Source organism: Caulobacter segnis, assembly GCF_019931575.1.
Lineage (GTDB): Bacteria > Pseudomonadota > Alphaproteobacteria > Caulobacterales > Caulobacteraceae > Caulobacter > Caulobacter segnis_C.
Genome location: NZ_CP082923.1, coordinates 3,818,336 through 3,842,753, shown reverse-complemented (window position 1 = coordinate 3,842,753; position 24,418 = coordinate 3,818,336). Strand labels below are relative to the sequence as shown.

Below are 24,418 nucleotides of genomic sequence, written 5' to 3'. Positions count from 1 at the left end.
GCCGCGGCCCTTCTTCCCCCTACGGGGGAGGAGGATGCGAAGCATCCGGAGGGGGCAAGCGAGCGATGAGGTCTCGGATCGTGGAGAGCGTGTCGTCCATGGAGGCCATCACTTCGCGTGCCGGAATTCGCAGCGTTCGCACCCCCATGGCGGTCAGCCACTGGTCACGCGTCAAGTCTCGCCGAGGCCGCGACCCGACGCAATGATCGTAGCCATCGACCTCCACGGCCAGCCTCAGCGCCGAGCAGAAGAAGTCGAGCACGTAGGGCCCGATCGGGTGCTGTCTTCGAAACTTGTGATCATCGAGTGCGCCGCGCCTGAGGGCGCGCCACAGATTCAATTCCGGCTTGGACATTTCCTTCCTGAGGCGCCGCGCGTTGGCGACGGTCGTCTTGGGCGCTGACATCGCGAACTCCCTGACTGGCCCCCTCCGGGCCTGCGGCCCTCCTCCCCCGAAGGGGGAAGAAGGCGGGTTTCGCCACTCTAGGTCGTTCTTTCTTTGTTCTCAATCCGTCGGGAGCGTCCCATGCCCCTCTTCAAACCCCGCCCGCCCAATCCCCGGCGCGAACACAAGGACTCCCGCGCCGCGCGGCTGATCGCCCTGACCACCGGCGGGCGGCCGCAGTGGACGCCGCGGGACTATGGCGCGCTGGCGGCCGAGGGATTCGCGAAGAACCCTGTCGCCTATCGCTGCGTGCGGCTGATCGCCGAGGCGGCCGCCTCGACGCCGCTGGCCGTGTTCGCGAACGGTCGGCGCGCGGACGATCACCCGCTCAAGCGCCTCCTCGACCGGCCCAATCCCGAGCAGGGCGGGGCCGACCTGATGGAGGGGTTCTTCGGGAGTCTGCAGGTGGCCGGCAACGCCTATCTGGAGGCGGCCGGGGACGGCGCGCCCACCGAGCTCTACGCCCTGCGCCCCGACCGGATGACGGTGGTCCCCGGACCGCGCGGCTGGCCGCTGGCCTACGACTACCAGGCCGCCGGGCGCACGGCGCGGATCGGGCGTGACGGCGACGGCTGGCTGCCCATACTGCACCTGAAGCTGTTCAACCCGACCCACGACCACTACGGCTTCTCGCCGCTGGAGGCGGCCGCCTTCGCCATCGACGTCCACAACGCCTCCAGCGCCTGGAATAAGGCGCTGCTGGACAATTCGGCCCGGCCCTCGGGGGCGCTGGTCTACAGCAGCAAGGACGCCGGCGACCGCCTGACCGACGAGCAGTTCGACCGGCTGAAGACCGAGCTGGCCGCCACCCATTCGGGCCAGGCCAACGCCGGCCGGCCGCTCTTGCTGGAAGGCGGCCTCGACTGGCGGGCCATGTCGCTGACCCCGGCCGAGATGGACTTCACGCAGGGCAAGCACGCCGCCGCCCGCGAGATCGCCCTGGCGTTCGGCGTACCGCCACAGTTGCTGGGCATCCCCGGCGACAACACCTACGCCAACTATCGCGAGGCCAACGCCGCCTTCTGGCGCGGGACGGTGGTCCCGCTGGCCGAGCGCGCGGCGCGGGCCCTGACCGGCTGGCTGGGCGGCAAGTTCCCCGGCGCGCGGATCGCCCCCGACCTGGACGCCGTCCCGGCCCTATCGGCTGAGCGCGACGCCCTGTGGAGCCGCTTGCAGGCCGCGAGCTTCCTCACCGACGCCGAGCGTCGCCGGCTGGCGGGGCTGGAGCATTGAGCGCGCCGGCCAACCGCTGGCGCCTCGATCGCCAGGTCTCGGCCGCCGTCCTGGTCGCCGTGGCCCTGCAGTTCGCCGCCGCCCTGCTGTGGACCGGCCGCGCCTCGGCCCGGATCGACGAGATGCAGCGCCGGCTCGAGGCTCAGGCTCCCGTCGCCGAGCGCCTGGCGCGGCTGGAGGAACAGGCGACCGCCAGCCGCCAGAGCCTGGCCCGCATCGAAGCCCGACTGGAGCGCGCGCCATGAAGGATGAGCTGAAGATCGAAGGCTACGCCTCCCTGTTCTGGACCCGCGACCTCAATGACGACGTCACCGCGGCCGGGGCCTTCGCCGCCAGCCTGGCTGAGGGCGCGCCGGTCGTCATGCTGCACCAGCACGACGAGACCGAGCCGGTCGGCGTCTGGGACGCGGTGGTCGAGGACGCCAAGGGCCTGTTCGTGCGCGGCCGCATTCTGCGCGCGACCCCGAGAGGAAGACTCGTCGCCGCCCTGGTCGAGGCCGGGGCCCTGGACGGCCTGTCGATCGGCTTCCGCCAGGTGAAGGCCCGCACGGAGGGCCGCCTGCGCGTGCTGTCCCGCGTCGAGCTGTGGGAGGTGTCGATCGTGACCTTCCCGATGCTGCCGGGCGCGCGCCTGAGTTTGGCGCCGGCGGTCAGTTCTGGATGAGCCGCACCAGCGTGCCGTCCGGGTCGATCAGGGAGGCCATGACCATCGGACCGCTCTCGCGGGCCGGGTGCAGGCGGGGCCATCCGGTGGTCTTCTCCTCGACGCCCGCCGCCTTGCACACCGCGTGGAAGCCGGCCAGGTCGTCCACGCGCAGGCAGCAGCTGAAGTTGCTGACCAACGGGTCCAGCGTCGGGAACGGGAAGAACTCCAGCGTCAGTTTCCCGCGCTGCAGGATCATCCAGCCATCGTCGCGGGAGCCTCGCTCGAACCCGAGCGCGACATAGAAGCGTTCGGTCACCTCGAAGTCGCGGGATGGCAGGTTTGGCGTGGCCTGGTCGGTCATGGCGCGAGCCTAGCAGATTCGAACTCCCTTCCTCCCTGGCGGGGAAGGGCTGGGGCGCGGCCAAGGCCGCATCACCCCACACATCCTCATCCCTCCCCACCCCAATCCCTCCCCATCAAGGGGAGGGGACTTTTCCGGAGATCCCCATGAAGGAAACCAAACACGCGGCCTCGCCCGAGGCCCGCGCGGCGCTGGCCGACGTCCTGACGGCGTTCGAGAGCTTCAAGGCCGCCAACGACCAGCGCCTGGCCGCTATCGAGACCAAGCGGGCCGACGTCCTGCTGGAAGAGAAGGTCGGCCGCATCGACGAGGCCGTCGCCCAGGCCCAGGCGCGGCTGGACCGGATCATGAGCGACCTGCGGCGGCCGTCCCTTTCGGCTGACGCGCCGCTGGCGCATGTCGTGGACGAGCGCAAGGCCGCCTTCGACCGCTATGTGAAGACCGGCGAGACGGCCTCCGCGCTGCTGGAAGCCAAGGGCCTGTCGGAGGGCGTGGCCACGGCCGGCGGCTATGTCGCCCCGCCGGAGCTGGAGCGGCTGATCCTGCGTCGCCTGGCGGCGACCAGCCCCATGCGCGAGATCTGCCAGGTGCGCACCATCGGCGCCGGGACCTTCCGCAAGCCGGTGTCGCCGACGGGCCTGGCCGCCGCCTGGGTGGCCGAGACCGCCGCGCGGCCCGAGACGACCGCCCCGACCCTGGACGTCATCGACTTCCCGGCCGGCGAGCTCTACGCCAGCCCGGCCGCCACCCAGGCCCTGCTGGACGACGCCTATGTCAGCATCGACGAATGGCTGGCCGAGGAGGTGCAGGACGCCTTCGCCGCCCAGGAGACCACAGCCTTCGTGACCGGCGACGGGGTCAACAAGCCCAAGGGCGTGCTGGCCTACACCGCCGCGCCGGACGCCAGCTACACCTGGGGGCAGCTCGGCTACCTGGCCACCGGCGTGGCCGGCGGCTGGACCGCCTCGAACCCGACCGACAAGCTCATCGACCTGATCTACGCGACCAAGACCCAGTACCGCCAGAACGGCCGCTTCGTGATGAACCGCCGCACGGTCAGCGCGGTGCGCAAGTTCAAGGACGCGCAGGGCAACTACATCTGGAACGCGGCCCTGCAGCCGGGCCAGTCGGCGTCCCTGCTGGGCTTCCCGGTCACCGAGATCGAGGCCATGCCCGACGTGGCGGCGAGCAGCCTGTCGGTGGCGTTCGGCGACTTCGAGAAGGGCTACCTGATCGTCGACCGCGCCGGCGTGCGGGTGCTGCGCGACCCGTACTCGGCCAAGCCGCACGTGCTGTTCTACACCACCAAGCGCGTCGGCGGCGGCGTGCAGAACTTCGACGCCGTGAAGCTGCTGAAGTTCGCGGCGAGCTAATCGTCTGACCCGGTCACTTGCCCCCACCTGACCTGCGCCGCCGTCCTTCTTCCCCCTCCGGGGGAGGAGCGCGAAGCGCGGAGGGGGCAAGTGACCCCCTTTCCCGGAAATCCCCATGCCCCAATCCCTCACCCTGGCCGAGGCCCGGGCGTTCCTGCGCGTGCCGGACGCCTCGGAGGACGCGGTCCTCACGATCCTGATCGACGCCGCCGAGGCCCGCGTGGCCAGCGCCGCCGGCGTCGCCCTGACAGCCGTCAGCCCGGCGCCGCTGCGCTTGGCCGTCCTGACCCTGGTCGCCCACGCCTACGAGCACCGGGACGCCGGAGAGCCCGCGCTGGCCCTCGTCGAGCCGTGGCTGACCCCCTATCGAAAGGCGCGGCTGTGAGCGACAAGCCCCTGATCGACGCCCTGGTCGCCAGCCTGAAGGCCGCGCCCGCCGTCACCGTCCTCGCCGGCCAGCGCGTCTACGCGACCGCGCCCCGCCTGCCGACCTATCCCTGCATCGTCGTCACCCGGTCGGAAGGCCGGCCAGCAGGGGAGGGCGACGCCATCGAGCACCTGCTGACCCTGACCTGCGCCAGCCGCTTCGGCGGACCTGAGGAGGCGCGCGCCCTGGTCGCGGCGGTGCGCGCGGCGCTGCACGACGCGCGGCCGGTCCTGAGCGGCCGGCGGCTGGTCAATCTGCGTGTGCCCTATGCCGACTGCTTCGCCGGCGCCGACCGCGAGACCACCCTGGGGATCGTCCGCGTGCGGGCGGTGACCGAAGCTTCCTGACACGGAGAGACCCATGGCCGCCCAAGCCGGCAAGGACATGCTGCTGAAGATCAGCGACGGGGCCCAGGCCCCGACCTTCCACACCGTCGCGGGCCTGCGCGCCCGGACGATCAGCCTCAACGCCAAGACCATCGACGCCACCGACAGCGACAGCACGGGCCGCTGGCGCGAGTTGCTGGCCGGGGCCAGCGTCAAGTCGGTGGCCGTGTCGGGCTCGGGGATCTTCCGCGACGCGGCCTCGGACGCCCAGGTGCGGACCAGCTTCTTCGACCAGTCGGCCCGCACCTGGCGGCTGGTGGTCCCCGACTTCGGCCAGCTGGAGGGCCCGTTCGTCGTCGCGGCGCTGGAATACGCCGGCGAACACGACGGCGAGGCGGCGTTCGCGCTGAGCCTGGCCAGCGCAGGCGCCGTGACGTTCACGGCGATCTGACGATGCCGCCCCCCAACCCCGCCCGCGGCGAGGTGGCCGTCACGATCGCCGGCGCGCCGCGGCGGCTGTGTCTGACCCTGGGCGCCCTGGCGCGGATCGAGGCGGCGCTGGGCCTCTCGGACTGGAGCCAGCTGCCCGAGCGCATCGCCACCCTGTCGGCCGGCGAGCTGTCGGCCATCCTGGCCGCCCTGCTGGACGGCGGCGGCGAGGATCCGGCGATCGCCGCCCGCGCCACGGTCCCCGAAGCCGCCAGCGCCCTGGCGGCCGCCCTGGCGGCCTGCGCATGACCGCCTGGGCCGAACCGCTGCGCCTGGCCGCGCGGCTGGGGATCGGGCCCGAGGCGTTCTGGCGGCTGTCCCTGGCTGAGTGGCGGGCCCTGACCGAGGTTGCGCCGACGCCGGTTCCCTCGCGCGCCGACCTGGCCGCCCTGATCGCCCGCTATCCCGACGAGGAGACGATCCCATGAGTTTCGAACAGGACGGGCTGGGGACCGTCCCCGCCCGCGCCGCCGAGGCGGCCGCGGCGCTGGACGCCCTGAAGGCCCCGGCCGAGCGGGCCGCGCGGTCGATCGACGAGGCCTTCGCCCGCGCCGGGACGTCCCTGGCCCGGTCGCTGGCCCGCGCGGCTTCGGACGGCCAGGTGTCGCTGGCCGAACTGGCGCGCGCCGTGCTGGGCGCGGCCGGGGCGGCGCTGAAGGGCGGGGGCCTCACCGAGGCGATTTCGAAGAGCTTCGCGGGAGCCAGGGCCGACGGCGGCCCGGTGCTGCCGGGCGGGGCCTATCTGGTCGGCGAGCGCGGGCCGGAGTTGTTCCGCCCGCATGGCGCGGGAACGGTCGAACCGGTCGGAACGGCCGGCGGGGTGTCGGTGACGGTCAATGTCCAGGGCGGCGACACCCCCGGCCTGATCCGCTCCGACGCCCAGCTCGCCCAGGCCCTGGCGCGGGCGGTGTCCCTAGGGGCGCGGCGCCTCTAGAGCGCCACCGCGGCGGTGTCGGTGGGCGGCGCGCCGTACTGGTTGTCGCCGGCCTGGCCGCTGCTGCAGCCGACCCACAGGGTGAAGGCCAGCCAGATGGCGAAGGCGATGAACATCGACATCAGGAGGCCGCCGATGGTGGCGAACAGGGCCGCCGAGGGCTCGCCGCCGTTGATGGCGGTCATCAGGGCCGAGACGCCCACCGAGGCGATGGCCCCGAACACGAGGATGGGCCCCAGGACCCAGGGCAGCAGCTGCCACCAGCCGGTCTGTCCCATGTCGTGCAGGCGCTTGGAGTGGACGCAGACGCTGGGATAGATCAGCGCCAAGGCCACGACATGGCCCAGACCCGGGACGGCGTTCAGCACCACGTTGGCGCCCAACAGGCAAAGCCAGCCGATCCAGAACGCCTGGCGGCCGATGCGGCCCTCGGGCGACAGGAACAGGGTCTTCCAATCCATTTCGGTCTCCAATCTTGGACCCATACCTAGGGCTCCAAGTCCCGCGCATGAAGTGAAAAGCGGGTCATGACGCAGACTTAATGGCCTTTGGCGGCAACGGCTCCGCTTTCCATCAAATTTCTTGCAAACCTTTTCCGTGAGTGGGGGATCGCCATGAGCGAGTTCCATGAGGCGCGCCTGCCCGCGCGCCTGGCGTTCGGCTGTACGGGCGGGATCGAGCGGCGCACCGAGATCGTCACCCTGGCCTCGGGCTTCGAGCGCCGCACCAGTCCCTGGACGCTCGGCCGCCGCCGGTTCCTGATCGCCACCGCCGCCCGCCCGCTGGACGAGGTGGCCGAGCTCGTTTCGTTCTTCGAGGCGCGGGGCGGTCGGCTGGCGGGCTTCCGGTTCCGCGATCCCACCGACTTCAAGTCGTGCGCGCCCTCGGCCCAGCCTGCGGCGAGCGACCAGGCGCTGGGGACCGGCGACGGGACGACCAAGGCCTTCCAGTTGGTCAAGACCTACGGGACCGGCGCCCAGGCGGTGGTCCGGCCGATCGCCAAGCCGGTCGCCGGTACGGTCAAGGTCGCGGTGGCGGGCGTGACGCTGGCCGCCGGCGCTGTCGCGGTCGACGCCACGACGGGCCTGGTCACCCTGACCACGGCTCCGGCCGCCGGGGCGGCGGTGACGGCGGGGTTCGAGTTCGACACGCCCGTGCGCTTCGATCTCGACCGGCTGGACGTGACCCTGGAGGGCTTCGCCGCCGGCCGCGTGGCCGCCTGCGCCCTGGTCGAGGTGCGGGTCTGATGCGCGCCCTCCCGGAAGACCTGGATCCGGGCCGGCTGTGCCAAGCCTGGATCGTCACCCGCGCCGATGGGACGGTGCTGGGCTTCACCGACCACGATCGCGACCTCTCTGTCGACGGCGTGACCTGCCGGGCGGGCGGCGGCTGGAGCCCGGGCGCCAGCGAGACCGCCGCCGGCTACGCGGCCGGTCAGGGCGCGGCGCTGGGCGTGCTGGACGACGCGGGGATCACGGCGACCGACCTGGCGGCCGGGCTCTATGACGGGGCCAGGGTCGCGGCGCTGCGCGTCGACTGGCGCGCGCCCACGCGCCTGGTGCGGTTGTGGACCGCCACCATCGCGGCGGTGTCGCGCGAGGGCGAGGCGTTTAAGGCCACCCTGGCCGGGCCGCTGGCCGACCTGGAGCGCGTGGCCGGGCGGACCTTCACTCGGCTGTGCGACGCGCGGCTGGGCGACGCCCGCTGCGGGATCACCCCGCCGGCCGGCGCGGCTTGCGACAAGCGGTGGGCGACGTGCGTGGCGACCTTCGCCAACGGCGTCAACTTCCGGGGCTTTCCCACCGCGCCCGGCGAGGACTTCCTGACGCTGTACCCGGTCGAGGGCGAGCGCAACGACGGGGGGCGGCGGTGAGCCCCCACCTGACCGCGCGCCAGCGCGCGGTCGTCCGCCCCCAGAGGGGGCGGAAGGATGATCACCTTCCTCCCCCTCCGTCGTCCCTGGCGGCCCGACACCTCCCCCGCTGGGGGGAGGATTTAGTCCTCGCCCAAACCCGCCTCTGGCTCGGCACGCCCTATCGCCACCAGGCCTCGACGCTGGGCGCCGGTTGCGACTGCCTGGGCCTGGTGCGCGGCGTCTGGCGTGCGCTCCATGGCGTCGAGCCCGAAGCCCCGCCGCCCTATCGCCCCGACTGGGCCGAGATCGGCGGGGGCGAGCGGCTGCTCGAGGCCTTCGGACGCTGGCTGATCCCCACCGACGTCCCGGAACCCGGCGACGTCCTGGTCTTCCGAATGGCCCCCGGCGCGGTCGCCAAGCACTGCGCGATCCAGTCCGGCCCCGACCGCATGATCCACGCCTATTGGGGCCGGGCCTGTGTCGAGAGCGCGCTGGGCCGCTGGTGGCGGGAGCGGCTGGCGGCGGCATTCAGATTCCCACTCCCAGAGGAATAACCCCATGGCCCAAGTCATCCTCTCCAGCGTTGGCGCGGCGATCGGCGGACCGCTGGGGGCCGTGGTCGGGGCGGCGCTGGGCGCGGCGGTCGACCAGGCGGCGATCTCGGCCCTGTCGCCGGCGCGCCAGGTCGGCCCGCGCATCCCCGAGCTGCGCCTGACCGGGGCGGCCGAGGGCGCGGCCCTGCCTTGCGTGTTCGGTCGCGCCCGCGTCGGCGGCCAGGTGATCTGGGCCGCGCGCTTCCGCGAGAAGCGGGTCGAGGGCCGGGTCGGCGGCTCCAAGGGCCAGAAGACCAGCGCCTACGCCTACAGCCTGTCGTTCGCCGTCGCCGTGGCCGAGGGCCCGATCGACGGGATCGGCCGGGTCTGGGCCGACGGCAAGGTGATGGACCTGTCCGGCGCGACCCTGCGCGTCCATCTGGGCGCCGAGGACCAGCTTCCCGACCCGCTGATCGCCGTGATCGAGGGGCAGGCCCCGGCCTATCGCGGCGTGGCCTATGTGGTGTTCGAGGACCTGCCACTGGAGCCCTACGGCAATCGCCCGCCGCAGCTGTCGTTCGAGGTGTTCCGCCGGCCGCGCGCCAGCGGCGCGCCAGCGGGTTTGGAGGAAAGGCTGAAGGGCGTCTGCCTGATCCCCGGCGCGGGCGAGTTCGTCTACGCCACCGAGGCGGTGCTGCGCCGCGAGGGCCTGACCCGCACGGCGTCCGAGAGCGTCCACAACGCCGAGGGGCGGCCCGACCTGGTGGTGGCCCTGGACCAGCTGCAGGCCCAGCTGCCGAACGTCGACCACGTCACCCTGGTCGTCGCCTGGTTCGGGACCGATCTGCGCTGCGGCCAATGCCAGGTCCGGCCGGGCGTGGAGGGCGCGGTCAAGGACACCCTGCCTCTGACCTGGAGCGTGGCCGGCGTCGGCCGCGCCGGCGCCCACCTGATCTCGCTGAAGGACGGCGCCCCCGCCTATGGCGGCACGCCGGCCGATTCCGTGGTGCTGCAGGCCATCGCCGAGCTGAAGCGGCGCGGGCTGAAGGTCACCCTCTATCCGTTCATCCTGATGGACCCGCCGGCCGGCCAGGCGGCCTATCCGTGGCGCGGCCGGATCACCTGCGAGGCGGGCAGCGACGGGACGGCGGCCGCGACCAGCCAGGTCGCCGCTTTCTTCGACGGCGAATGGGGCCTGCGCCGCATGGTGCTGCACCAGGCCGCGCTGGCGGCCCAGGCCGGCGGGGTGGACGGCTTCGTCATCGGCTCGGAGCTGCGCGGCCTGACCACCGTGCGCGGCGCGGGCGGGACCTATCCGGCGGTGGCCAAGCTCAAGGGCCTGGCGGCTGAGGTCCGGGGCGTGGTCGGGCCGGCGACGAAGCTGGGCTACGCGGCCGACTGGAGCGAGTATTTCGGCCACCAGCCCGGCGACGGGAGCGGTCACGCCGTCTTCCACCTCGACCCGCTGTGGGCCGACCCGAACATCGATTTCGTCGGCGTCGACTGGTATCCGCCGGTCACCGACTGGCGCGAGGGCGAGACGCACCTGGACGCCGCCGCCGGCTTCCTCGGCCCGCACGACGGCGCCTATCTGCGCGCCGGCCTGACCGGCGGCGAGGCCTTCGACTGGTGCTACACAAGCCCGGCCGCCCGCGACGCCCAGGCCCGCACCCCGATCACCGACGGCGCCCATGGCGAGGCCTGGATGTTCCGGGCCAAGGACCTGAAGTCGTGGTGGAGCAATCCGCATCACGACCGGCCCGCCGGCGTGCGTTCGGGGACGCCCACGGCCTGGGTCCCGAAGTCCAAGCCGATCCGCCTGACCGAGTTCGGCTGCCCCGCCGTCGACAAGGGGAGCAATTCCCCGAACCTCTTCATCGACCCCAAGAGCTCGGAGAGCTTTCTGCCGCCCTATTCCACCGGCGAGCGCGACGACTTCGGCCAGCGGCGCTACCTGGAGGCGGTGCTGGCCTGGCTGGCCGAGCCGGCGGCCAATCCGGTCTCGCCCATCTATGGCGGGCCGATGGTCGAGGCCGCCAGCGCCTGGTGTTGGGACGCACGGCCGTTCCCCGACTTTCCCGCCCGCTCGGACGTGTGGAGCGACGGCGGCAACTGGGTGCTGGGCCACTGGCTGACCGGCCGGGCCGGGATCGCGCCGCTGCCGGAGCTGATCCAGGCCCTGGGCGCGCGGGCGGATGTGACGATCGATCCCGGCGAGGCGGGCGGCGCCGTCGGCGGCTATGTCGTCGACCGGCCGATGCGGCTGCGCGACGCCCTCGCGCCCCTGACCGAGGCCTTCGCCCTGGACCCGGTCGAGCGCGGCGATCACGTGAAGATGCTGAGCCGCGCCGGCCGTCCGGTCGGGGCCGTCGCGCCGGACGACCTGGCCCTGCCCGACGACGGGCCGGGCGAGACCCAGACCCGCGTGCTGGAGCCCGCCGCCGAGGCTCTGCGTCTGCGCTTCATCGACGCCGCCCGCGACTATCAGGTCGGGGCCCTGGTCGTGCGGCGCGAGGCCGGGCAGGGGACCCGCGACGCCGACGCGCCGATCGTCCTGGCCGCCGCCGAGGCCGAAGCCGTCGCCCGCCGGATGCTGGCCGCCGACGAGGCCGCGCGGCGGGCCCGGATCGTGCGGCTGTCGCCCTCGGCGGCCCTGCGGTTCGAGGCCGGCGACCGCCTGGTCCTGGACGGCGCGACCTGGCGCGTCCAACGGCTGGACCTCGACGAGCGTCCCCGCGCCACCCTGGTCCCGGTCCTGACCGGCTTCGGCGTGGTCGGCGGCGTCGACTGGACGCCCGCCCCGCCGCGCGACCCGGCCGCGCCGCCGGTGCTGCACGTGCTGGACCTGCCCTCGGACGGGGCGCTCTCGGACGACGCCCGGCCGCTGGTCGCCGCCGCCGGCGAGCCGTGGCGGCCGCTGGACATCCATGCCGGGGCCGGGATCGAGACCCTGACCGTGCGCGCCCGGATCGCGGCTCCGGCCACCCTGGGCGTGACCCTGGACGACCTGCCGACGGCCTCGCCACATCGCCTGTCGGGTGCGAGCCTGACCGTGCGGATGGAGGGGCGGGCCCTGGCGTCCGCGCCGCTGGCCGCCATGCTGGCCGGCGACAACGCCCTGGCGATCCGCGCGCCGTCCGGCGACTGGGAGGTCGTCGCCTTCCAGGCCGCCCAGCTGGTCGCCCCGGACGTCTGGCGGCTGTCGGGCCTGCTGCGGGGCCAGCGCGACGGGGCGGCGTCGGAGATCGCGATCCCGGCCGGCGCCAGCGTGGTGCTGCTGGACGAGGCGGTGGTCCCGATGAGCGTGGCCGCCTTCGAGCGCGGCGCGCCGTTGGTGGTCCGCGCCGCGCCGGCGGGCGGACCGCCGGCCGGGACGGCGATGAGCGAGGTCACGACCGTCTGGACCGGCCGGGCGCTACGGCCGCTGGCTCCGGCCCATCTGAGGAAGCGCCTCATCGGCGGCGACCTGACCCTGTCGTGGATCCGCCGCGCCCGCGTCGGCGGCGACGTCTGGGCGGATGAGGTCCCGTTGGGCGAAGGCGCCGAGCGCTATCGCGTGCGGGTGCTGGATGGCGCGACCGTGCTGCGCGAAGCCGAGGTCGTGACGCCCGCCTTCGTCTACACGGCCGCCCAGCGCACCGCCGACGCGCCGTCGGCCTCGGCGCGCCTCGAAGTGACGCAAGGCGCCGCGCTTTACGGCTGGGGCGCGCCCGCGACGACCGTTCTGTGGTAAAATTGCCACATCAGGCCTTGCGCACCGCTCTGGACGTTCTAGATGGAGGGCGGTACCCAACCTGCCCACCTTTCCAGAGGACCTTCCTTGGCGCGCGACCCCTATCAGGAACTCGGCGTTTCCCGGACCGCGAGCGCGGACGAGATCCGCAAGGCGTTCCGCAAGCTCGCCAAGCAGCATCACCCGGACACCAATCCGGGTGACAAGAAGGCGGAAGAGAAGTTCAAGCAGGTCAGCGCCGCGTTCGACATCGTCGGCGACGCCGAGAAGCGCAAGAAGTTCGACCTGGGCCAGATCGACGCCGACGGGCGCGAGACCATGCGCGGCTTCGGCGGCCAGCCCGGCAACGGCCCGTTCAACGCCGGCGGCTTCGGCCAGGGCGGCTTCCACCGCGCGGGCGAGGGGCCGGAGATCGACCTGTCGGATCTGTTCGGCGGCATGTTCGGCGGCGGCGGGGCTGGACGCGGCCCGTTCGGTGGCGGCGGCGGCGCGGGCTTCGCGACCAAGGGCGCGGACATCAAGGCGCGCCTGGACATCGACCTGGAAGAGGCGATCAAGGGCGGCAAGAAGCGCGTGGCCTTCTCGGACGGCCGCACCATCGACGTCACCATCCCGGCCGGCGCCCAGGAAGGCCAGACCCTGCGCCTGAAGGGCCAGGGCCAAGCCGGTCGCGGCGGGGCCGGCGACGCCCTGATCGAACTGGCGGTCAAGCCGCACCCGATCTATCGCCGCGAGGGCGACCAACTGGTCATGGACTTGGCCGTCTCGATCCCCGACGCGGTGCTGGGCGGCAAGGTCGAGGCCCCGACCCCCGACGGCAATGTCATGTTGAACGTGCCCAAGGGCAGCAACAGCGGCCAGACCCTGCGCCTGAAGGGACGCGGCATGCCCGACGCCAAGGGCAAGCGCGGCGACTTGCTGGCGCGCCTGATCGTGACCCTGCCCGACACGGTCGACCAGGACCTCGAGAAATTCGCCCAGGCCTGGCGAGAGCAAAAGCCGTACACGCCCAAGCGGAAGTAATTTCCGCCACCAAATGCGTCTCATCCCGGATAGCCTCTGCGAGGCTATCCGGGATGAGACGCTTGTGTACTTGCCAGTCCCGCGACCTCATCCTAGGGGAATTCACGGGCTTTCAGCGAACCGCGTTGGGGCGACTTCATGGTTCTGGTCAGCGTTCTGGCGCTCTTGCAGGTCGCCGCGCCGGTGCAGGAGACACCGGTTACCTCTCCGACGCCGCCGGAGAGCGAGCAGACCGGGCTGGTCGACAGCCTGGTGGTCAAGGCCACGCGCGGCAAGGCCAATGGCCCGGCCCAGCCGGAACTGACCCTCGACGCGTCCGAGATTCAGGCCACCGGGGCCAGCACCATCCAGGACCTGGTCGCGCTGCTGGCGGCCGAGATCACCACGGGCGAGCCCGACGCCCCGCCGCCGATCTACCTGGCCAACGGCCGGCGCATCTCGGGCTTTTCGGAGATCAGCGGCCTGCCGAGCCAGGCGATCGAGCGCATGGACGTGCTGCCGCCGGCCACGGCGCTGGCCTATGGCTACCGGCCCAACCAGCGGGTCGTGAACTTCGTGCTCCGCAAGCGCTTCCGCTCGGCGGCGGTCGAGCTGGAGGAGAACGCCACCACGGCGGACGGGCGCACGGCCGAGCGCTTCGACGGCGACGTCTTCCGCCTGGCCGGCGACGAGCGCACGACCGTCGGCCTGGACTGGCGCCAGGAGTCGACCCTGTTCGAGGCCGAGCGCGACATCTATCGCGTCCCATCGGCTGCCGCGCCCTACGGTCTGGTCGGCAATGTCGCCTCGACCACCTTCGGGAATGCGATCGATCCGACCCTGTCGGCCCTGGCCGGCGGCCCGGTCACGGTGGCCGGCGCGCCGGACGCGGCCTGGAACGGTCCCGTGTCGCTGGCCGGCTTCGCGGCCGGGGCCGGCGATCCGGAGCTCTCCGGCATCACCGCCAACCGCAGCCTCCTGCCGTCGCTGGGACAGGGCAATTTCAAGGCCGCCATCACCCGGGACCTGGCTCGCCAGGTCGCCGTCACGGTCAGCCTCGACCTGGAGGACGCCCGGCGCACCAGCTTCCTGGGCCTGCCCGCGACCTCGGTGAAGCTGCCGGCCGGCAGTCCGTTCTCGCCGTTCGCCAATGACGTCACCGTCTATCGCTATCTCGACGCCCCGTGGTCGCTGCTGCGCGTGGCCGACACGGTCAAGGGCCAGCTGGCCCTGGCCGCCAACGGCTATGTCGGCGACTGGCGCTGGTCGCTGAACGGGACCTATGACCGCAACGACAACGAGACGACGACCGGTCGGGGCGTCGACTCCGCCGCCTGGAAGGCCGCCATCGCCGCCCGCGACCCGGCGGTCAATCCGTTCGGCCCGGTCTCGCGCGCCCTCCTGAAGGTCAACGCCCGCGACGTCGCCAAGTCGCGCTCCAAGACCGCCAAGGCCGAACTCGTCCTGAACGGCGACGTCGCCGAGATCCCCGCCGGTCGCGTCTCCTCGACCGTCAAGGTCGGCGGCGAGCGGGTCGAGCAGATGTCCGACGCCCTGCGCAACGGCGTCCCCGTGCGCAGCGACTACGACCGCCGCACAGTCTCGGTGCAGGGCGACATCGACGTGCCCCTGGCCAGCCGCTCGCACGAGGTGCTGCCGGCGCTGGGCGAACTGACCGCCAGCGTCAACGCCGGCTACAATCTCGAGACCTTCAAGGACCGCCTGGCCCTGGGCGCGGGTCTGCACTGGTCGCCGGACCAGCTGGTGCAGGTCAATGTCAGTTTCAGCGAGGAACAGTCGGCCCCCAACGCCAACCAGATCGTCGATCCGGTGGTGCTGACCCCCAGCGTCACAGTGTTCGACTTCGCCACCAACCAGAGCGTGACGGTCAGCCGGGTGGAAGGCGGAAACAGCGGCCTGGCGAACGACCGCCGCCGCACGCTGCGGGCGGGCGTCAACGTCAAGCCGATCGGTCGCGACGGCGGCCCCACGCGCCTGACGGTCAACGCCAACTGGGTGCGCACCCATATCGACGACCCGATCTCGAACTTCCCGCTGCTCACCCCGGCGCTGGAGGCGGCTTTCCCCGAGCGCTTCACGCGCAACGCCGACGGCAATCTGACGGCCATCGACAGCCGGCCGCTGAACTTCGACGCCATCGACCGCGAGGAGCTGCGCGGCGGCTTCAACCTGACCCGCTTCATCGGCCGGCCCAAGAAGGGCGCGCCCAAGGGGGCCAAGCCGGACCTGAAGAACGCCGGCCAGGTGCAGCTGTCGCTGAACTACGTCCTGCGCCTGCGCGACGAGACCACCCTGCGCCACGGCCTGCCGCCGCTGGACCTGCTGAACGGGGCCAGCACCAGCCGCCGGGGCCAGCCGCGCGAGGAGCTGAACTTCCGCCTCAACGCCTTCCGGCAAGGCGTCGGCGTCAACCTGAACGGCGCCTGGCGCGGTGGCAGCACCATCGACGCGGGGCCGGGCAACGGGGCCCTGCGCTTCGACGACCAGACCACGGTCAACCTGTCGGCCTTCTACGAGGTCCCGCGCGACGTGAAGGCGGGGCCGGCGTCCAGCTGGCTGGCCGGAACCCGCGTCACCCTGGCGGCCGACAACGTTTTCTACAGCCGCCCCGTCGTGAGGGACGCCAAGGGCGCCACGCCCCAGGCCTACCAGCCCGACTACCTGGACCCGCTGGGCCGGACGGTGAAGCTGACTCTGCGGAAGAGTTTGATCGCGCTATGATTTTTCCTCCTCCCCCTCAGGGGGAGGCGGCCCGGAGAGCCGGAGGGGGCGACTGGCGGTCGGCCGCGATGGCCCCCTCCGTCGGCTCCGCCGACACCTCCCCCAAAAGGGGAGGAGAGATACGGACGATGTCCCACCGTGACAGAACGACGCAGCCCGTTCATAACCCGGACGTTCAGTCTCCATTCAGCCGAGCTCCTTTAGACCGGAGAGCATGAAAACGATCCGTGTCCTTCTTGTCGCCGCCGCGCTGGTCGCCGCCCTTCCGGGCGGGGCCTCGGCGCAGCGTCGTGACCGGGGTCCCGACTCGCTGGGCGCCGACTGGCGCGCGCAGTCGGACCAGGCGCGGGGCGGCGTGCAGTCGGGCCAGCTGGTGCCGCTGTCGCGCGTGATCGACATGATCGCGCGCCGCGTGCCCGGCCGCGTGCTGGACGCCGGCCTGGAAGGCTCCAACTACCGCGTCCGCTGGGCGGCGGCCGACGGCCGCCGCATCGACTTCATCGTCGACGCCCGCACCGGCCAGATCATCAGCGGGGGCTGAGGAGTACTTATGCGAATCCTGCTCGTCGAGGATGATCCCGACCTGACGCGCCAGCTGAAGCTGGCCCTGGCCGACGCCGGCTACGCCGTGGACCACGCCCCGGACGGCGAGGAGGCCCAGTTCCTGGGCGAGACCGAGCCCTATGATGCGGTGATCCTGGACCTGGGCCTGCCCAAGGTGGACGGCGTCTCGGTGCTGGAGCGCTGGCGCCGCGGCAATGTCGCTACGCCGGTGCTGATCCTGACCGCCCGCGCCGCCTGGAGCGACAAGGTCGCCGGGTTCGACGCCGGGGCCGACGACTATCTGGCCAAGCCCTTCCACACCGAGGAGCTGCTGGCCCGCCTGCGCGCCCTGCTGCGCCGCTCGGCCGGCCACGCCGCGCCGTCGCTGTCGTGCGGCGCCCTGCGCCTGGATCCGCGCGCCGCGCGGGCCAGCGTCAACGGCGAGCCGCTGCGCCTGACCTCGCTGGAATACCGCCTGCTGCACTACATGATGATGCACCAGGGCCGGGTGATCGGCCGCACCGAGCTGGTCGAGCACCTGTACGACCAGGACTTCGACCGCGACAGCAACACCATCGAGGTGTTCATCGGCCGGCTGCGCAAGAAGCTGGGCGCCGACCGCATCGAGACCGTCCGCGGCCTGGGCTATCGCCTCACCCCGCTGGAAGGCGAGAGCGCCGACTAGCCCGTGATAAGCCTGCGCCGCCTCTCGCTGGTCCGCCGGATGGTTCTGATCGCCGGCGGCTGGACGCTGCTGGTGGTGTTGATCGCCGGGGTCTTCTTGACCGCCCAGTTCCGCGACGCGGCCATCCGCCGGTTCGACCAGTCGCTGGCCGTGCTGACCGACGACCTCTATGCGGGCTCGAGCGTTGAGAACGGTCAGCTGAAGGCGCCCTTCCTGACCGACGTGCGGGCCACGCGCGCCTATTCCGGCCGCTACTGGCTGATCCTGGGCAAGAAGCGCGACGGCGCGATGGCCCAGCTCGTGCGCTCGCGCTCGCTGTGGGACAGCGACCTGATGCTGTCCTCGGATCAGATCGACCGCCTGGACGCCGCGCCGGGCAAGACCCAGTTCTTCGACATGCGCGGCCCGCAGGACAAGCCGCTGCGCGCCGCCGCGATTCAGGCCCAGCTGCCGAACTATCCCGATCCAGTGGTTTTCCTGGCCGCCGAGGACCGTTCGCCGATCGACGACGACGCCGACCGCTTCGCCCGCATCACCGCCTTCGCCCTGCTGATCCTGGGCGGCGGCCTGATCCTGGCGGTGGTGGTGCAGGTGCGTTTCGGCCTGCAGCCGCTGTTCCGCCTGCGCCGCGAGGTGGCCTCGGTCCGCCGGGGCAAGGCCGAGCGGGTCGACGGCCGCTATCCCGAGGAGCTGGAGCCGCTGGCCGTCGAACTGAACGCGCTCTTGGCCCACAACCAGGAGGTCGTCGAGCGCCAGCGCACCCACGTCGGCAACCTGGCCCACGCCCTGAAGACCCCGCTGTCGGTGATGCTGACCGAGGCCAACCAGCAGCCGGGCCAACTGGCCGAGGTGGTCGAGCGCCAGGCCCAGACCATGCGCGAGCAGGTCGACCATCACCTGCGCCGGGCCCGCGCCGCCGCCCGCTCGCAGACCAGCGGCGAGCGCACGCCCGTCGAGCCGATCCTGGACGAGCTGGCCGTGACCCTGGAGCGGATCTTCCAGGACAAGTCCGAGGGCCGGGGCGTCGAGATCGACTGGCGCTGTCCCGAGGACCTGGCCTTCCAGGGCGAGAAACAGGACTTCCTGGAGCTGGCCGGCAACGTGATGGAAAACGCCGGCAAGTGGTGCAAGGGCCGGATCCGGGTCGAGGCCGCGCCGTCGGGCGAGGCGCGGATGCTGCTGACCGTCGACGACGACGGTCCCGGCCTTCCGCCCGAGGAACGGGCCCAGGCGCTGAAGCGCGGCCAGCGGCTGGACGAGAACGCGCCCGGCTCGGGCCTGGGCCTGTCCATTGTCGACGAGCTGGCCCGCGCCTATGGCGGCTCGGTCCAGCTTGGTGAATCGCCTCTGGGCGGGCTGCGCGTCACGCTGGATCTGCCGCGCGCCGAAACCTGACCCCGGGTTGCGGCGTCTTGTCGCGATCGCCGGGAAGCGCCGCCGCTACGCCAACGGGCTAAACCTCTGGTGGCCAAAGGCTTTCCAGCCGCGACATCTTGCGCCGCCGTCGTTGATTTTTGGTCCGTTTCGGAAATCCTTAACCTCGTTTCGAACATGGTTGACGTCCGTCGGCCGTGCGAGTCCGACTCGGGGGACCATGGCCGCTATCGCCGCGCACAAACTGCAGATCATCCGGACGCTGGTGGAAACCGCTCCGGACGCGGCGCTGCGCAGCCTGGAGCTGGCCCTGTCCGGCGCGGGGGCGCAGGGCGCCCTGGCCCTGGTGCGCGGCCTGATCGAGGACGAGACCGCCAGCCGCTTCGTCCGCAACAACGTCCTGGCCCCGATCGTCCCGCTGTGCGGCCGCCGCGTGGAAAGCGGCGTGGCCTTCCCCAGCCCGGTGCTGTCCCGCCTGTGGAAGGCGCTGAAGATCATCGCGCCCGACCGCGTCGAGGAAGCCGCGGCCAAGTGCAATCCCTGGGACCTCGAGAACGGCGTTCCCGAGGTCTTCGACGACCTGTGCAAGATCGCCGCCGCCGGCCTGCGCGATCCGGCCAACGCCACCTTCGACAGCGTGCGTTCGCTGTGCGATCCCGAGCATCTGGCCCTGTGCCTGCAGGTGTCGACCATCGCCCGCACCTGCCTGCCCAAGCTGGCCGAATGGGTCAGCCGGATGTCGGAAGAGCGCGCCTTCGCCGCCAAGCTGGCCTATCGCGACGCCTGCCGCATCAGCGACGACGCCGGCCCGCTGCTGCTGGACGTGCTGTCGGCCCACCTGCCCGACGAGTGGCGCATCATGCGCGTGATCTCGGCGGTCATGGACCGGCCGACCGACCGCTACCTGGCCTCGTCCGAGGTGCGCGAGTTCGGCGAACGCATCCTGGCCGACATCGACGCCTCGATCGCTCGCATCGAGACCTTCAACTTCGCCGAGGGCGAGAAGGCCGGCCGCGAGGCCGCCCAGGGCGCCCACCGCGCCCAGCTGCAGATCGTCGAGTTCCAGCAGTCGGTCGACATCGCCAAGGACGGCCCTTGGGGTAAGCGCCTGGCGCGTCACAAGCAGCAGATGGCCAAGGTCTGCGAGCAGCGCATGGACCAGGCCGACAAGGAGCTGGAAAAGGCCCTGCCGACCCGCTCGATCTCGATGATGTCCAAGAAGGGCAACAAGGGCGCGGCCCGGCTGACCGAGGAGCCGGACCAGGCGATGATCCTCCGCGCGCAGGGGGCCTTGGCCTTCATCGCCGAGCTGCGCTCATGCGCGGACAAGGCCGGCTACGGCACGTCGCGCAACAAGGTCCTGGAAAAGCTGAACAGCCGCCTGGACCCCTATATCGAAGACGTCCTGCACGTGGCCCGCACGGGCGACGGCGGCGACTCGGGTCTGGCCGTGAAGTACCTGGACGTCGCCGCCGGCTTCATCGCCTACACCCGCGACGACAAGACCGCCGAGATCGTGCGACGTCGGGCGGCGGCGGCGATCGCGGCCTGACAAACCGGGACTTCGCGCCGCCCTTACGCACTTTTCCTACTAACGGCGGACGCGGGAACAAGCTAACACGCGGCCATGATCGCTTTCTGGATCGCAGCGACGGGGCTGTCGGCCGTGACGGCGGGCTTGGTGCTGCGTGGCGCGGCCCGCGCCCGGCCCGTCGACGACGCCCAGACCCGGCTTGAGCCGCATCGCCGCCGCCTGGCCGAGGTCGAGCGCCTGGCCGTGGACGGCCTGCTGGCGCCGGACGAGCTGAAGGCCGCTCGCGCCGAGGCGGGCCGTGGCCTGCTGGCCGCCGCCGACCAGGCCGAGACCTGGAGCCGTGACGGCAAGGGACCGCGCAAGGTCGTGGTCGCCGCCGTCGGCGCGGCCTGTGTCGCCGCCGTCGGCGCCTATGTCGTGCTGGGCCGTCCCGAACGGCCCGACCAGCCCTACGCCAAGCGCGTCGCCGCCTGGAAGGCCGCCGACCCCTCCACCCTGGAGCCCGCTCAGATCGCCGCCGTGCTGGAAGGCGTCGCGGCCGAGCGGCCCAAGGACGCCGAGCCGCTGCTGTTCCTGGCCAAGGCCCGCGCCGCCGCCGGCGACCTGCCCGGCGCCGAGGCCGCCCTGCGCCGCGCTGTCCGCGTCGCGCCCAAGCGCGCCGACATCTGGAGTCTGCTGGGCGAGACCTTCGTCATGGAAGGCAAGGGCCAGGTGGGCGCCGACGCCAAGCTGGCCTTCGGCGAGGCGCTGAAGAACGATCCCGCGGACCTTCGCGCCCGCTACTACCTGGCGCGCGGCAAGATCGCCGACGGCGACGTGCGCGGCGGCCTGTCCGACTGGCGCGCCCTGGCCGACAGCCTGCCGCCGCAGGATCCGGGCCACGCGGCCCTGCTGCAGGAGATCGCCCGCGTCGAGAACACCGGCGGCCTGCCCAGCGCCGAGCCCGCCGCGAACGAGAACCCGCAGGTGCAGGGCATGATCGCCGGCATGGTCGAGGGCCTGGCCGCGCGCCTGGCCCAGGCGCCCGACGATCCCGACGGCTGGGTCCGCCTGGTCCGCGCCTACGCCGTGCTGGGCGAGACCGCCAAGCGCGACTCCGCCCTGGCCGAGGCCTCCGCCCGCTTCAAGGACCAGCCCAAGGTGCTGTCGGCCCTGCGCCAGGCCGCCGACACGCCCGCTCAGAAGAACGTCCAATGAGTTTCTGGCCGAAATCCCGCAAGGCGCGCCGTCGCCTGACCATCCTGCTGGCCGTCGCGCCGGTGCTGGCCCTGGCCGTGGGCCTGGCCTTGTACGGCCTGCGCGACAGCATCTCGCTGTTCTACACGCCCGCCCAGGCCCAGGAGGCTAAGGTCGCGCCCGGCCGCAAGGTCCAGCTGGGCGGCCTCGTCCAGCACGGCAGCGTGGTCAAGCACCCCGGCGGCGACGTCGAGTTCGTGGTCGCCGACCAGAAGGCCAAGGCCAAGGTGACCTATCACGGCGACCTGCCCGACCTGTTCCGCGAGGGCCAGGGGATCGTGGCCGAAGGGACCTTCGACGCTAGCGGCGTCTTCGTCGCCAAGCAGGTGCTGGCCAAGCACGACGAGCGCTACATGCCGCGCGACGTCGCCAAGGCGCTGAAGAAGCAGGGCGAATGGCGGGGCGAGGGCGCGGGCGCGCCCGCCTATGGAACGCCCGCCGCCGGGAAGTCCGGCACATGATCGTAGAGCTGGGCGCTTTCGCCCTGATCCTGTCGCTGATGCTGTCGGTCGCCCAGGCCGGCCTGTCGGCCGTGGGTGGCGCGCGGCGCTCGCCGGTGCTGGCGGGGGCGGGACGCGGCGCGGCCGTGGCGACGTTCCTGGCCGTGCTGGTCGCCTTCGCGGCCCTGATCCACGCCTTCGTCGGCTCGGACTTCTCGGTCGCCAATGTCGCGGCCAACTCGCACACCGCCAAACCGCTGCTCTACAAGGTGGCCGGCGCCTGGGGCAGCCACGAGGGCTCGATGCTGCTGTGGTGCCTGGTGCTGACCGGCTACGGCGCGGCCATGGCCTTCTTCGGCGACAGCCTTCCTCCCCGTCTCAGGGCCTACGCCATCGCCATCCAGGGGGCGCTGGGCGTCCTGTTCCTGGCTTACACCGTCTTCGCCTCGAACCCGCTGGAGCGCCTGCTGGAGGTCCCGATCGAGGGCCGCTCGCTGAACCCGCTGCTGCAGGACCCGGCCCTGGCCTTCCACCCGCCGTTCCTCTACGCGGGCTATGTCGGCTTCTCGGTGGTCTATTCACTGTCGCTGGCGGCCCTGATCGAGGGCCGGATCGACGCGGCCTGGGCCCGCTGGGTGCGACCCTGGACCCTGGCGGCCTGGAGCCTCTTGACCGTCGGCATCACGCTCGGCGCCTTCTGGGCCTATTACGAGCTGGGCTGGGGCGGCTGGTGGTTCTGGGACCCGGTCGAGAACGCCAGCTTCATGCCCTGGCTGATTGGCGCGGCCCTGCTGCACTCGGCCATCGTCACCGAGAAGCGCGGCGCCCTGCCGGGCTGGACGGCGTTCCTGGCCCTGGCGGCCTTCACCTTCTCGATGCTGGGCGCCTTCCTGGTGCGCTCGGGCGTGCTGACCAGCGTCCATGCCTTCGCCGTCGACCCGACGCGCGGCGTGCTGCTGCTGATCATGATGGGCGTCGCCGCCGGCGCGGGCTTCCTTCTGTTCGCCCTGCGCGCCCCGACCCTGAACCCCGGCGGCCAGTTCCGCACGATCAGCCGTGAGAGCGCCATCGTGCTCAACAACATCCTGCTGTCGACGGCGACGGCGGTGGTGCTGCTGGGCACGCTGTACCCGCTGATCCGCGAGGCCATGGACGGCGAGGCCGTCTCGGTCGGCGCGCCGTTCTTCAACCTGACCTTCGTGCCGCTGATGGTGCTGGCCTTCGCCGTGCTGCCGGCCGGCCCGCTGCTGGCCTGGAAGCGCGGCGACGCCAAGGGCGTGGCCCGCAAGCTGTGGGTCGTCCTGGCCGTCGCCGCCGTGCTGGGCCTGGTCGCCTACGGGATCGTCCAGCCGCGCAAGGCCCTGGCCAGCGGCGGCCTGGTCGTCGGCTTTTGGCTCGTGGGCGGGGCGCTGCTGGAGATGGCCGACCGCCTGAAGCTGCTGCGCGTCCCCGCCGGCGAGAGCGTCCGCCGCGCCCGCGGCCTGCCGCGCAGCGCCTGGGGCACCACCCTGGCCCACGCGGGCCTGGGGATCTTCGTGCTGGGGGCCTCGTTCGAGACCGCCTGGCGAGTCGAGGCCGCCCAGGCGCTGAGCCTGAACGGCAGCCAGCCGCTGGGCGCCTACACCCTGACCCTGGCCGATGTCGGGACGGTCGAGGGCCCCAACTACCTGGCCGAGCGCGGCGTCGTGAAGGTCACCGACAAGTCCGGCGCCCTGGTCTGCCGCGCCGAGCCCGAGCGCCGCTTCTACCCGACCGGCCCCCAGACCACCTCTGAGGTCGCCATCTGTCCGCGCGTGCTGGACGACATCTATGTCGTGCTGGGCGAGCGCCGGGCGGGCGAGGGCGGCAAGCCGGCCTGGCTGGTCCGCGCCTATGTGAACCCCTGGGTGCGGCTGATCTTCCTGGGCCCGCTGATCATGGCCATCGGCGGCGTGGTCTCGCTGTCCGACCGCCGCGTGCGCCTGGGCGTGGGAAGGCGGGCCGGGGAGGTCGTGTCGTGAAGCGCGCCCTGCTGATCGCCCTGGCGTCGGTCGCCCTGATGGCCGGCGCGTCGGACCCGTCCGAGCGGCTGCCCGATCCGGCCCAGGAGGCCCGGGCCCGCGACCTCTTCAAGGAGGTCCGCTGCCTGGTCTGCCAGAACGAGTCGATCGACGACTCCGAGGCCCAGTTGGCCGGCGACCTGCGGCGTATCGTCCGCGAACAGGTCAAGGCCGGGCGCTCCGACCGCGAAATCCGCGCGTTCCTTGTGCAGCGCTATGGCGAATTCGTGCTGCTGAAGCCGGCCTTCTCGGCCGGCAACGCCGTGCTGTGGCTGGCCCCGGTGGGCGTGCTGCTGGCGGGGGGCGCGCTGATGTTCGGACTTCTGCGTCGCCGCGAGAGCGAGCCGACCGAGCTTTCGCAGGACGAGGAAGAGCGCGTGAAGCGCCTGCTGGAAGACGATTGACACGATTGCGCCGAAAAGGAGCCTCAAGAAGCGCCTTTCGGATGACGGAAAGATAATTCGAGAA

Annotated in this window: 25 protein-coding genes and 2 pseudogenes; 24 read left to right on the top strand and 3 right to left on the bottom strand. The window is 72.2% G+C overall.

Annotated elements, in window-relative coordinates; translation table 11 throughout:
• Positions 1–19: 19 nt before the first annotated feature.
• On the bottom strand, positions 20–406 hold the full coding sequence (locus tag K8940_RS17660) for an endonuclease domain-containing protein (RefSeq protein ID WP_223391378.1): 387 nt from the start codon (positions 404–406) through the stop codon (positions 20–22).
• Between K8940_RS17660 and K8940_RS17655 the strand changes: the two are divergent.
• From K8940_RS17655 to K8940_RS17645, 3 genes and pseudogenes are all read left to right on the top strand, one after another.
• Positions 378–1,678, top strand: a pseudogene (locus tag K8940_RS17655) (phage portal protein). The gene K8940_RS17660 and the pseudogene K8940_RS17655 sit on opposite strands and share 29 nt — an antisense overlap.
• Positions 1,675–1,923 carry a hypothetical protein gene (locus tag K8940_RS17650; RefSeq protein ID WP_223391377.1) on the top strand — a complete coding sequence of 83 codons (249 nt, stop codon included), beginning with the start codon at positions 1,675–1,677 and terminating at the stop codon, positions 1,921–1,923. The pseudogene K8940_RS17655 and the gene K8940_RS17650 overlap by 4 nt, the downstream one beginning before the upstream one ends.
• On the top strand, positions 1,920–2,342 hold the full coding sequence (locus K8940_RS17645; protein WP_223391376.1) for an HK97 family phage prohead protease: 423 nt from the start codon (positions 1,920–1,922) through the stop codon (positions 2,340–2,342). Before K8940_RS17650 ends, K8940_RS17645 begins: the two co-directional genes overlap by 4 nt.
• On the opposite strand, the gene K8940_RS17640 is transcribed toward K8940_RS17645, so the two are convergent.
• Positions 2,329–2,685, bottom strand: coding sequence for a bleomycin resistance protein (locus K8940_RS17640; RefSeq protein ID WP_223391375.1), 357 nt, complete (start codon positions 2,683–2,685; stop codon positions 2,329–2,331). The genes K8940_RS17645 and K8940_RS17640 overlap by 14 nt on opposite strands.
• 146 nt (positions 2,686–2,831) lie before the next feature.
• Here K8940_RS17640 and K8940_RS17635 point away from each other — a divergent pair, with 146 nt between their 5' ends.
• The 7 genes from K8940_RS17635 (at position 2,832) to K8940_RS17605 (ending at position 6,234) form a co-directional block, all read left to right on the top strand.
• Complete coding sequence (locus K8940_RS17635; RefSeq protein WP_223391374.1) at positions 2,832–4,058, top strand: phage major capsid protein; 1,227 nt, start codon at positions 2,832–2,834, stop codon at positions 4,056–4,058.
• Between the two features lie 115 nt (positions 4,059–4,173).
• The gene (locus K8940_RS17630; protein ID WP_223391373.1) at positions 4,174–4,443 is read left to right on the top strand and encodes a head-tail connector protein; all 270 of its coding nucleotides are present in this window, start codon (positions 4,174–4,176) and stop codon (positions 4,441–4,443) included.
• Positions 4,440–4,832, top strand: a complete 393-nt coding sequence (locus K8940_RS17625) for a DUF3168 domain-containing protein (RefSeq protein ID WP_223391372.1) — start codon at positions 4,440–4,442, stop codon at positions 4,830–4,832. Before K8940_RS17630 ends, K8940_RS17625 begins: the two co-directional genes overlap by 4 nt.
• A 13-nt stretch (positions 4,833–4,845) precedes the next feature.
• A complete protein-coding gene (locus tag K8940_RS17620; RefSeq protein WP_223391371.1) occupies positions 4,846–5,262 on the top strand; it encodes a phage major tail protein, TP901-1 family in 417 nt (138 codons plus the stop codon).
• A gap of 2 nt (positions 5,263–5,264) precedes the next feature.
• Positions 5,265–5,549 (top strand): GTA-gp10 family protein, encoded by a 285-nt coding sequence (locus K8940_RS17615; RefSeq protein ID WP_223391370.1) that lies wholly within the window; start codon positions 5,265–5,267, stop codon positions 5,547–5,549.
• Complete coding sequence (locus K8940_RS17610; RefSeq protein ID WP_223391369.1) at positions 5,546–5,728, top strand: phage tail assembly chaperone; 183 nt, start codon at positions 5,546–5,548, stop codon at positions 5,726–5,728. The genes K8940_RS17615 and K8940_RS17610 overlap by 4 nt, the downstream gene beginning before the upstream one ends.
• On the top strand, positions 5,725–6,234 hold the full coding sequence (locus tag K8940_RS17605; RefSeq protein ID WP_223391368.1) for a phage tail tape measure protein: 510 nt from the start codon (positions 5,725–5,727) through the stop codon (positions 6,232–6,234). Before K8940_RS17610 ends, K8940_RS17605 begins: the two co-directional genes overlap by 4 nt.
• Here the strand turns inward: K8940_RS17605 and K8940_RS17600 are convergent.
• A complete protein-coding gene (locus K8940_RS17600) occupies positions 6,231–6,695 on the bottom strand; it encodes a DUF805 domain-containing protein (RefSeq protein WP_223391367.1) in 465 nt (154 codons plus the stop codon). The genes K8940_RS17605 and K8940_RS17600 overlap by 4 nt on opposite strands.
• Positions 6,696–6,848: 153 nt before the next feature.
• Between K8940_RS17600 and K8940_RS17595 the strand changes: the two genes are divergently transcribed.
• The 14 genes and pseudogenes from K8940_RS17595 (at position 6,849) to K8940_RS17530 (ending at position 24,354) form a co-directional block, all read left to right on the top strand.
• Positions 6,849–7,481: a DUF2460 domain-containing protein gene (locus K8940_RS17595; protein ID WP_223391366.1), complete on the top strand. Its 633-nt coding sequence runs from the start codon at positions 6,849–6,851 to the stop codon at positions 7,479–7,481.
• Entirely contained in the window at positions 7,481–8,107 is a 627-nt protein-coding gene (locus tag K8940_RS17590) for a DUF2163 domain-containing protein (protein ID WP_223391365.1), read from the top strand. Before K8940_RS17595 ends, K8940_RS17590 begins: the two co-directional genes overlap by 1 nt.
• Positions 8,108–8,126: 19 nt before the next feature.
• Positions 8,127–8,643 (top strand): annotated as a pseudogene (locus tag K8940_RS17585) (NlpC/P60 family protein); the annotation flags it as partial.
• Positions 8,644–8,647: 4 nt separating this feature from the next.
• The gene (locus tag K8940_RS17580) at positions 8,648–12,355 is read left to right on the top strand and encodes a glycoside hydrolase/phage tail family protein (protein ID WP_223391364.1); all 3,708 of its coding nucleotides are present in this window, start codon (positions 8,648–8,650) and stop codon (positions 12,353–12,355) included.
• A gap of 87 nt (positions 12,356–12,442) precedes the next feature.
• Positions 12,443–13,378 (top strand): DnaJ C-terminal domain-containing protein, encoded by a 936-nt coding sequence (locus tag K8940_RS17575; protein WP_223391363.1) that lies wholly within the window; start codon positions 12,443–12,445, stop codon positions 13,376–13,378.
• A 138-nt stretch (positions 13,379–13,516) separates the two neighbouring features.
• The gene (locus K8940_RS17570) at positions 13,517–16,099 is read left to right on the top strand and encodes a TonB-dependent receptor (RefSeq protein WP_223391362.1); all 2,583 of its coding nucleotides are present in this window, start codon (positions 13,517–13,519) and stop codon (positions 16,097–16,099) included.
• A 214-nt stretch (positions 16,100–16,313) separates the two neighbouring features.
• Positions 16,314–16,640, top strand: a complete 327-nt coding sequence (locus K8940_RS17565; protein ID WP_223391361.1) for a PepSY domain-containing protein — start codon at positions 16,314–16,316, stop codon at positions 16,638–16,640.
• Between the two features lie 9 nt (positions 16,641–16,649).
• Positions 16,650–17,327: a response regulator transcription factor gene (locus K8940_RS17560; RefSeq protein WP_223391360.1), complete on the top strand. Its 678-nt coding sequence runs from the start codon at positions 16,650–16,652 to the stop codon at positions 17,325–17,327.
• A 39-nt stretch (positions 17,328–17,366) separates the two neighbouring features.
• Entirely contained in the window at positions 17,367–18,722 is a 1,356-nt protein-coding gene (locus tag K8940_RS17555) for an ATP-binding protein (RefSeq protein WP_223395891.1), read from the top strand.
• Between the two features lie 160 nt (positions 18,723–18,882).
• Positions 18,883–20,253 (top strand): hypothetical protein, encoded by a 1,371-nt coding sequence (locus tag K8940_RS17550; protein WP_223391359.1) that lies wholly within the window; start codon positions 18,883–18,885, stop codon positions 20,251–20,253.
• A 75-nt stretch (positions 20,254–20,328) separates the two neighbouring features.
• Positions 20,329–21,432, top strand: coding sequence for a c-type cytochrome biogenesis protein CcmI (gene ccmI, locus K8940_RS17545; protein ID WP_223391358.1), 1,104 nt, complete (start codon positions 20,329–20,331; stop codon positions 21,430–21,432).
• Positions 21,429–21,932 carry a cytochrome c maturation protein CcmE gene (ccmE, locus tag K8940_RS17540; protein WP_223391357.1) on the top strand — a complete coding sequence of 168 codons (504 nt, stop codon included), beginning with the start codon at positions 21,429–21,431 and terminating at the stop codon, positions 21,930–21,932. The genes ccmI and ccmE overlap by 4 nt, the downstream gene beginning before the upstream one ends.
• Positions 21,929–23,911, top strand: coding sequence for a heme lyase CcmF/NrfE family subunit (locus K8940_RS17535; protein WP_223391356.1), 1,983 nt, complete (start codon positions 21,929–21,931; stop codon positions 23,909–23,911). Before ccmE ends, K8940_RS17535 begins: the two co-directional genes overlap by 4 nt.
• Positions 23,908–24,354: a cytochrome c-type biogenesis protein CcmH gene (locus K8940_RS17530; RefSeq protein WP_223391355.1), complete on the top strand. Its 447-nt coding sequence runs from the start codon at positions 23,908–23,910 to the stop codon at positions 24,352–24,354. Before K8940_RS17535 ends, K8940_RS17530 begins: the two co-directional genes overlap by 4 nt.
• Positions 24,355–24,418: the final 64 nt, after the last annotated feature.

Excerpts from the sequence above, each read along its gene's own strand:
- K8940_RS17660 (WP_223391378.1), bottom strand. The coding sequence starts at position 406 with ATGTCAGCGCCCAAGACGACCGTCGCCAACGCGCGGCGCCTCAGGAAG.
- K8940_RS17645 (WP_223391376.1), top strand. The coding sequence starts at position 1,920 with ATGAAGGATGAGCTGAAGATCGAAGGCTACGCCTCCCTGTTCTGGACC.
- K8940_RS17640 (WP_223391375.1), bottom strand. The coding sequence starts at position 2,685 with ATGACCGACCAGGCCACGCCAAACCTGCCATCCCGCGACTTCGAGGTG.
- K8940_RS17635 (WP_223391374.1), top strand. The coding sequence starts at position 2,832 with ATGAAGGAAACCAAACACGCGGCCTCGCCCGAGGCCCGCGCGGCGCTG.
- K8940_RS17630 (WP_223391373.1), top strand. The coding sequence starts at position 4,174 with ATGCCCCAATCCCTCACCCTGGCCGAGGCCCGGGCGTTCCTGCGCGTG.
- K8940_RS17620 (WP_223391371.1), top strand. The coding sequence starts at position 4,846 with ATGGCCGCCCAAGCCGGCAAGGACATGCTGCTGAAGATCAGCGACGGG.
- K8940_RS17615 (WP_223391370.1), top strand. The coding sequence starts at position 5,265 with ATGCCGCCCCCCAACCCCGCCCGCGGCGAGGTGGCCGTCACGATCGCC.
- K8940_RS17610 (WP_223391369.1), top strand. The coding sequence starts at position 5,546 with ATGACCGCCTGGGCCGAACCGCTGCGCCTGGCCGCGCGGCTGGGGATC.
- K8940_RS17605 (WP_223391368.1), top strand. The coding sequence starts at position 5,725 with ATGAGTTTCGAACAGGACGGGCTGGGGACCGTCCCCGCCCGCGCCGCC.
- K8940_RS17600 (WP_223391367.1), bottom strand. The coding sequence starts at position 6,695 with ATGGATTGGAAGACCCTGTTCCTGTCGCCCGAGGGCCGCATCGGCCGC.
- K8940_RS17595 (WP_223391366.1), top strand. The coding sequence starts at position 6,849 with ATGAGCGAGTTCCATGAGGCGCGCCTGCCCGCGCGCCTGGCGTTCGGC.
- K8940_RS17590 (WP_223391365.1), top strand. The coding sequence starts at position 7,481 with ATGCGCGCCCTCCCGGAAGACCTGGATCCGGGCCGGCTGTGCCAAGCC.
- K8940_RS17580 (WP_223391364.1), top strand. The coding sequence starts at position 8,648 with ATGGCCCAAGTCATCCTCTCCAGCGTTGGCGCGGCGATCGGCGGACCG.
- K8940_RS17570 (WP_223391362.1), top strand. The coding sequence starts at position 13,517 with ATGGTTCTGGTCAGCGTTCTGGCGCTCTTGCAGGTCGCCGCGCCGGTG.
- K8940_RS17565 (WP_223391361.1), top strand. The coding sequence starts at position 16,314 with ATGAAAACGATCCGTGTCCTTCTTGTCGCCGCCGCGCTGGTCGCCGCC.
- K8940_RS17560 (WP_223391360.1), top strand. The coding sequence starts at position 16,650 with ATGCGAATCCTGCTCGTCGAGGATGATCCCGACCTGACGCGCCAGCTG.
- K8940_RS17555 (WP_223395891.1), top strand. The coding sequence starts at position 17,367 with ATGGTTCTGATCGCCGGCGGCTGGACGCTGCTGGTGGTGTTGATCGCC.
- ccmI (WP_223391358.1), top strand. The coding sequence starts at position 20,329 with ATGATCGCTTTCTGGATCGCAGCGACGGGGCTGTCGGCCGTGACGGCG.
- ccmE (WP_223391357.1), top strand. The coding sequence starts at position 21,429 with ATGAGTTTCTGGCCGAAATCCCGCAAGGCGCGCCGTCGCCTGACCATC.
- K8940_RS17535 (WP_223391356.1), top strand. The coding sequence starts at position 21,929 with ATGATCGTAGAGCTGGGCGCTTTCGCCCTGATCCTGTCGCTGATGCTG.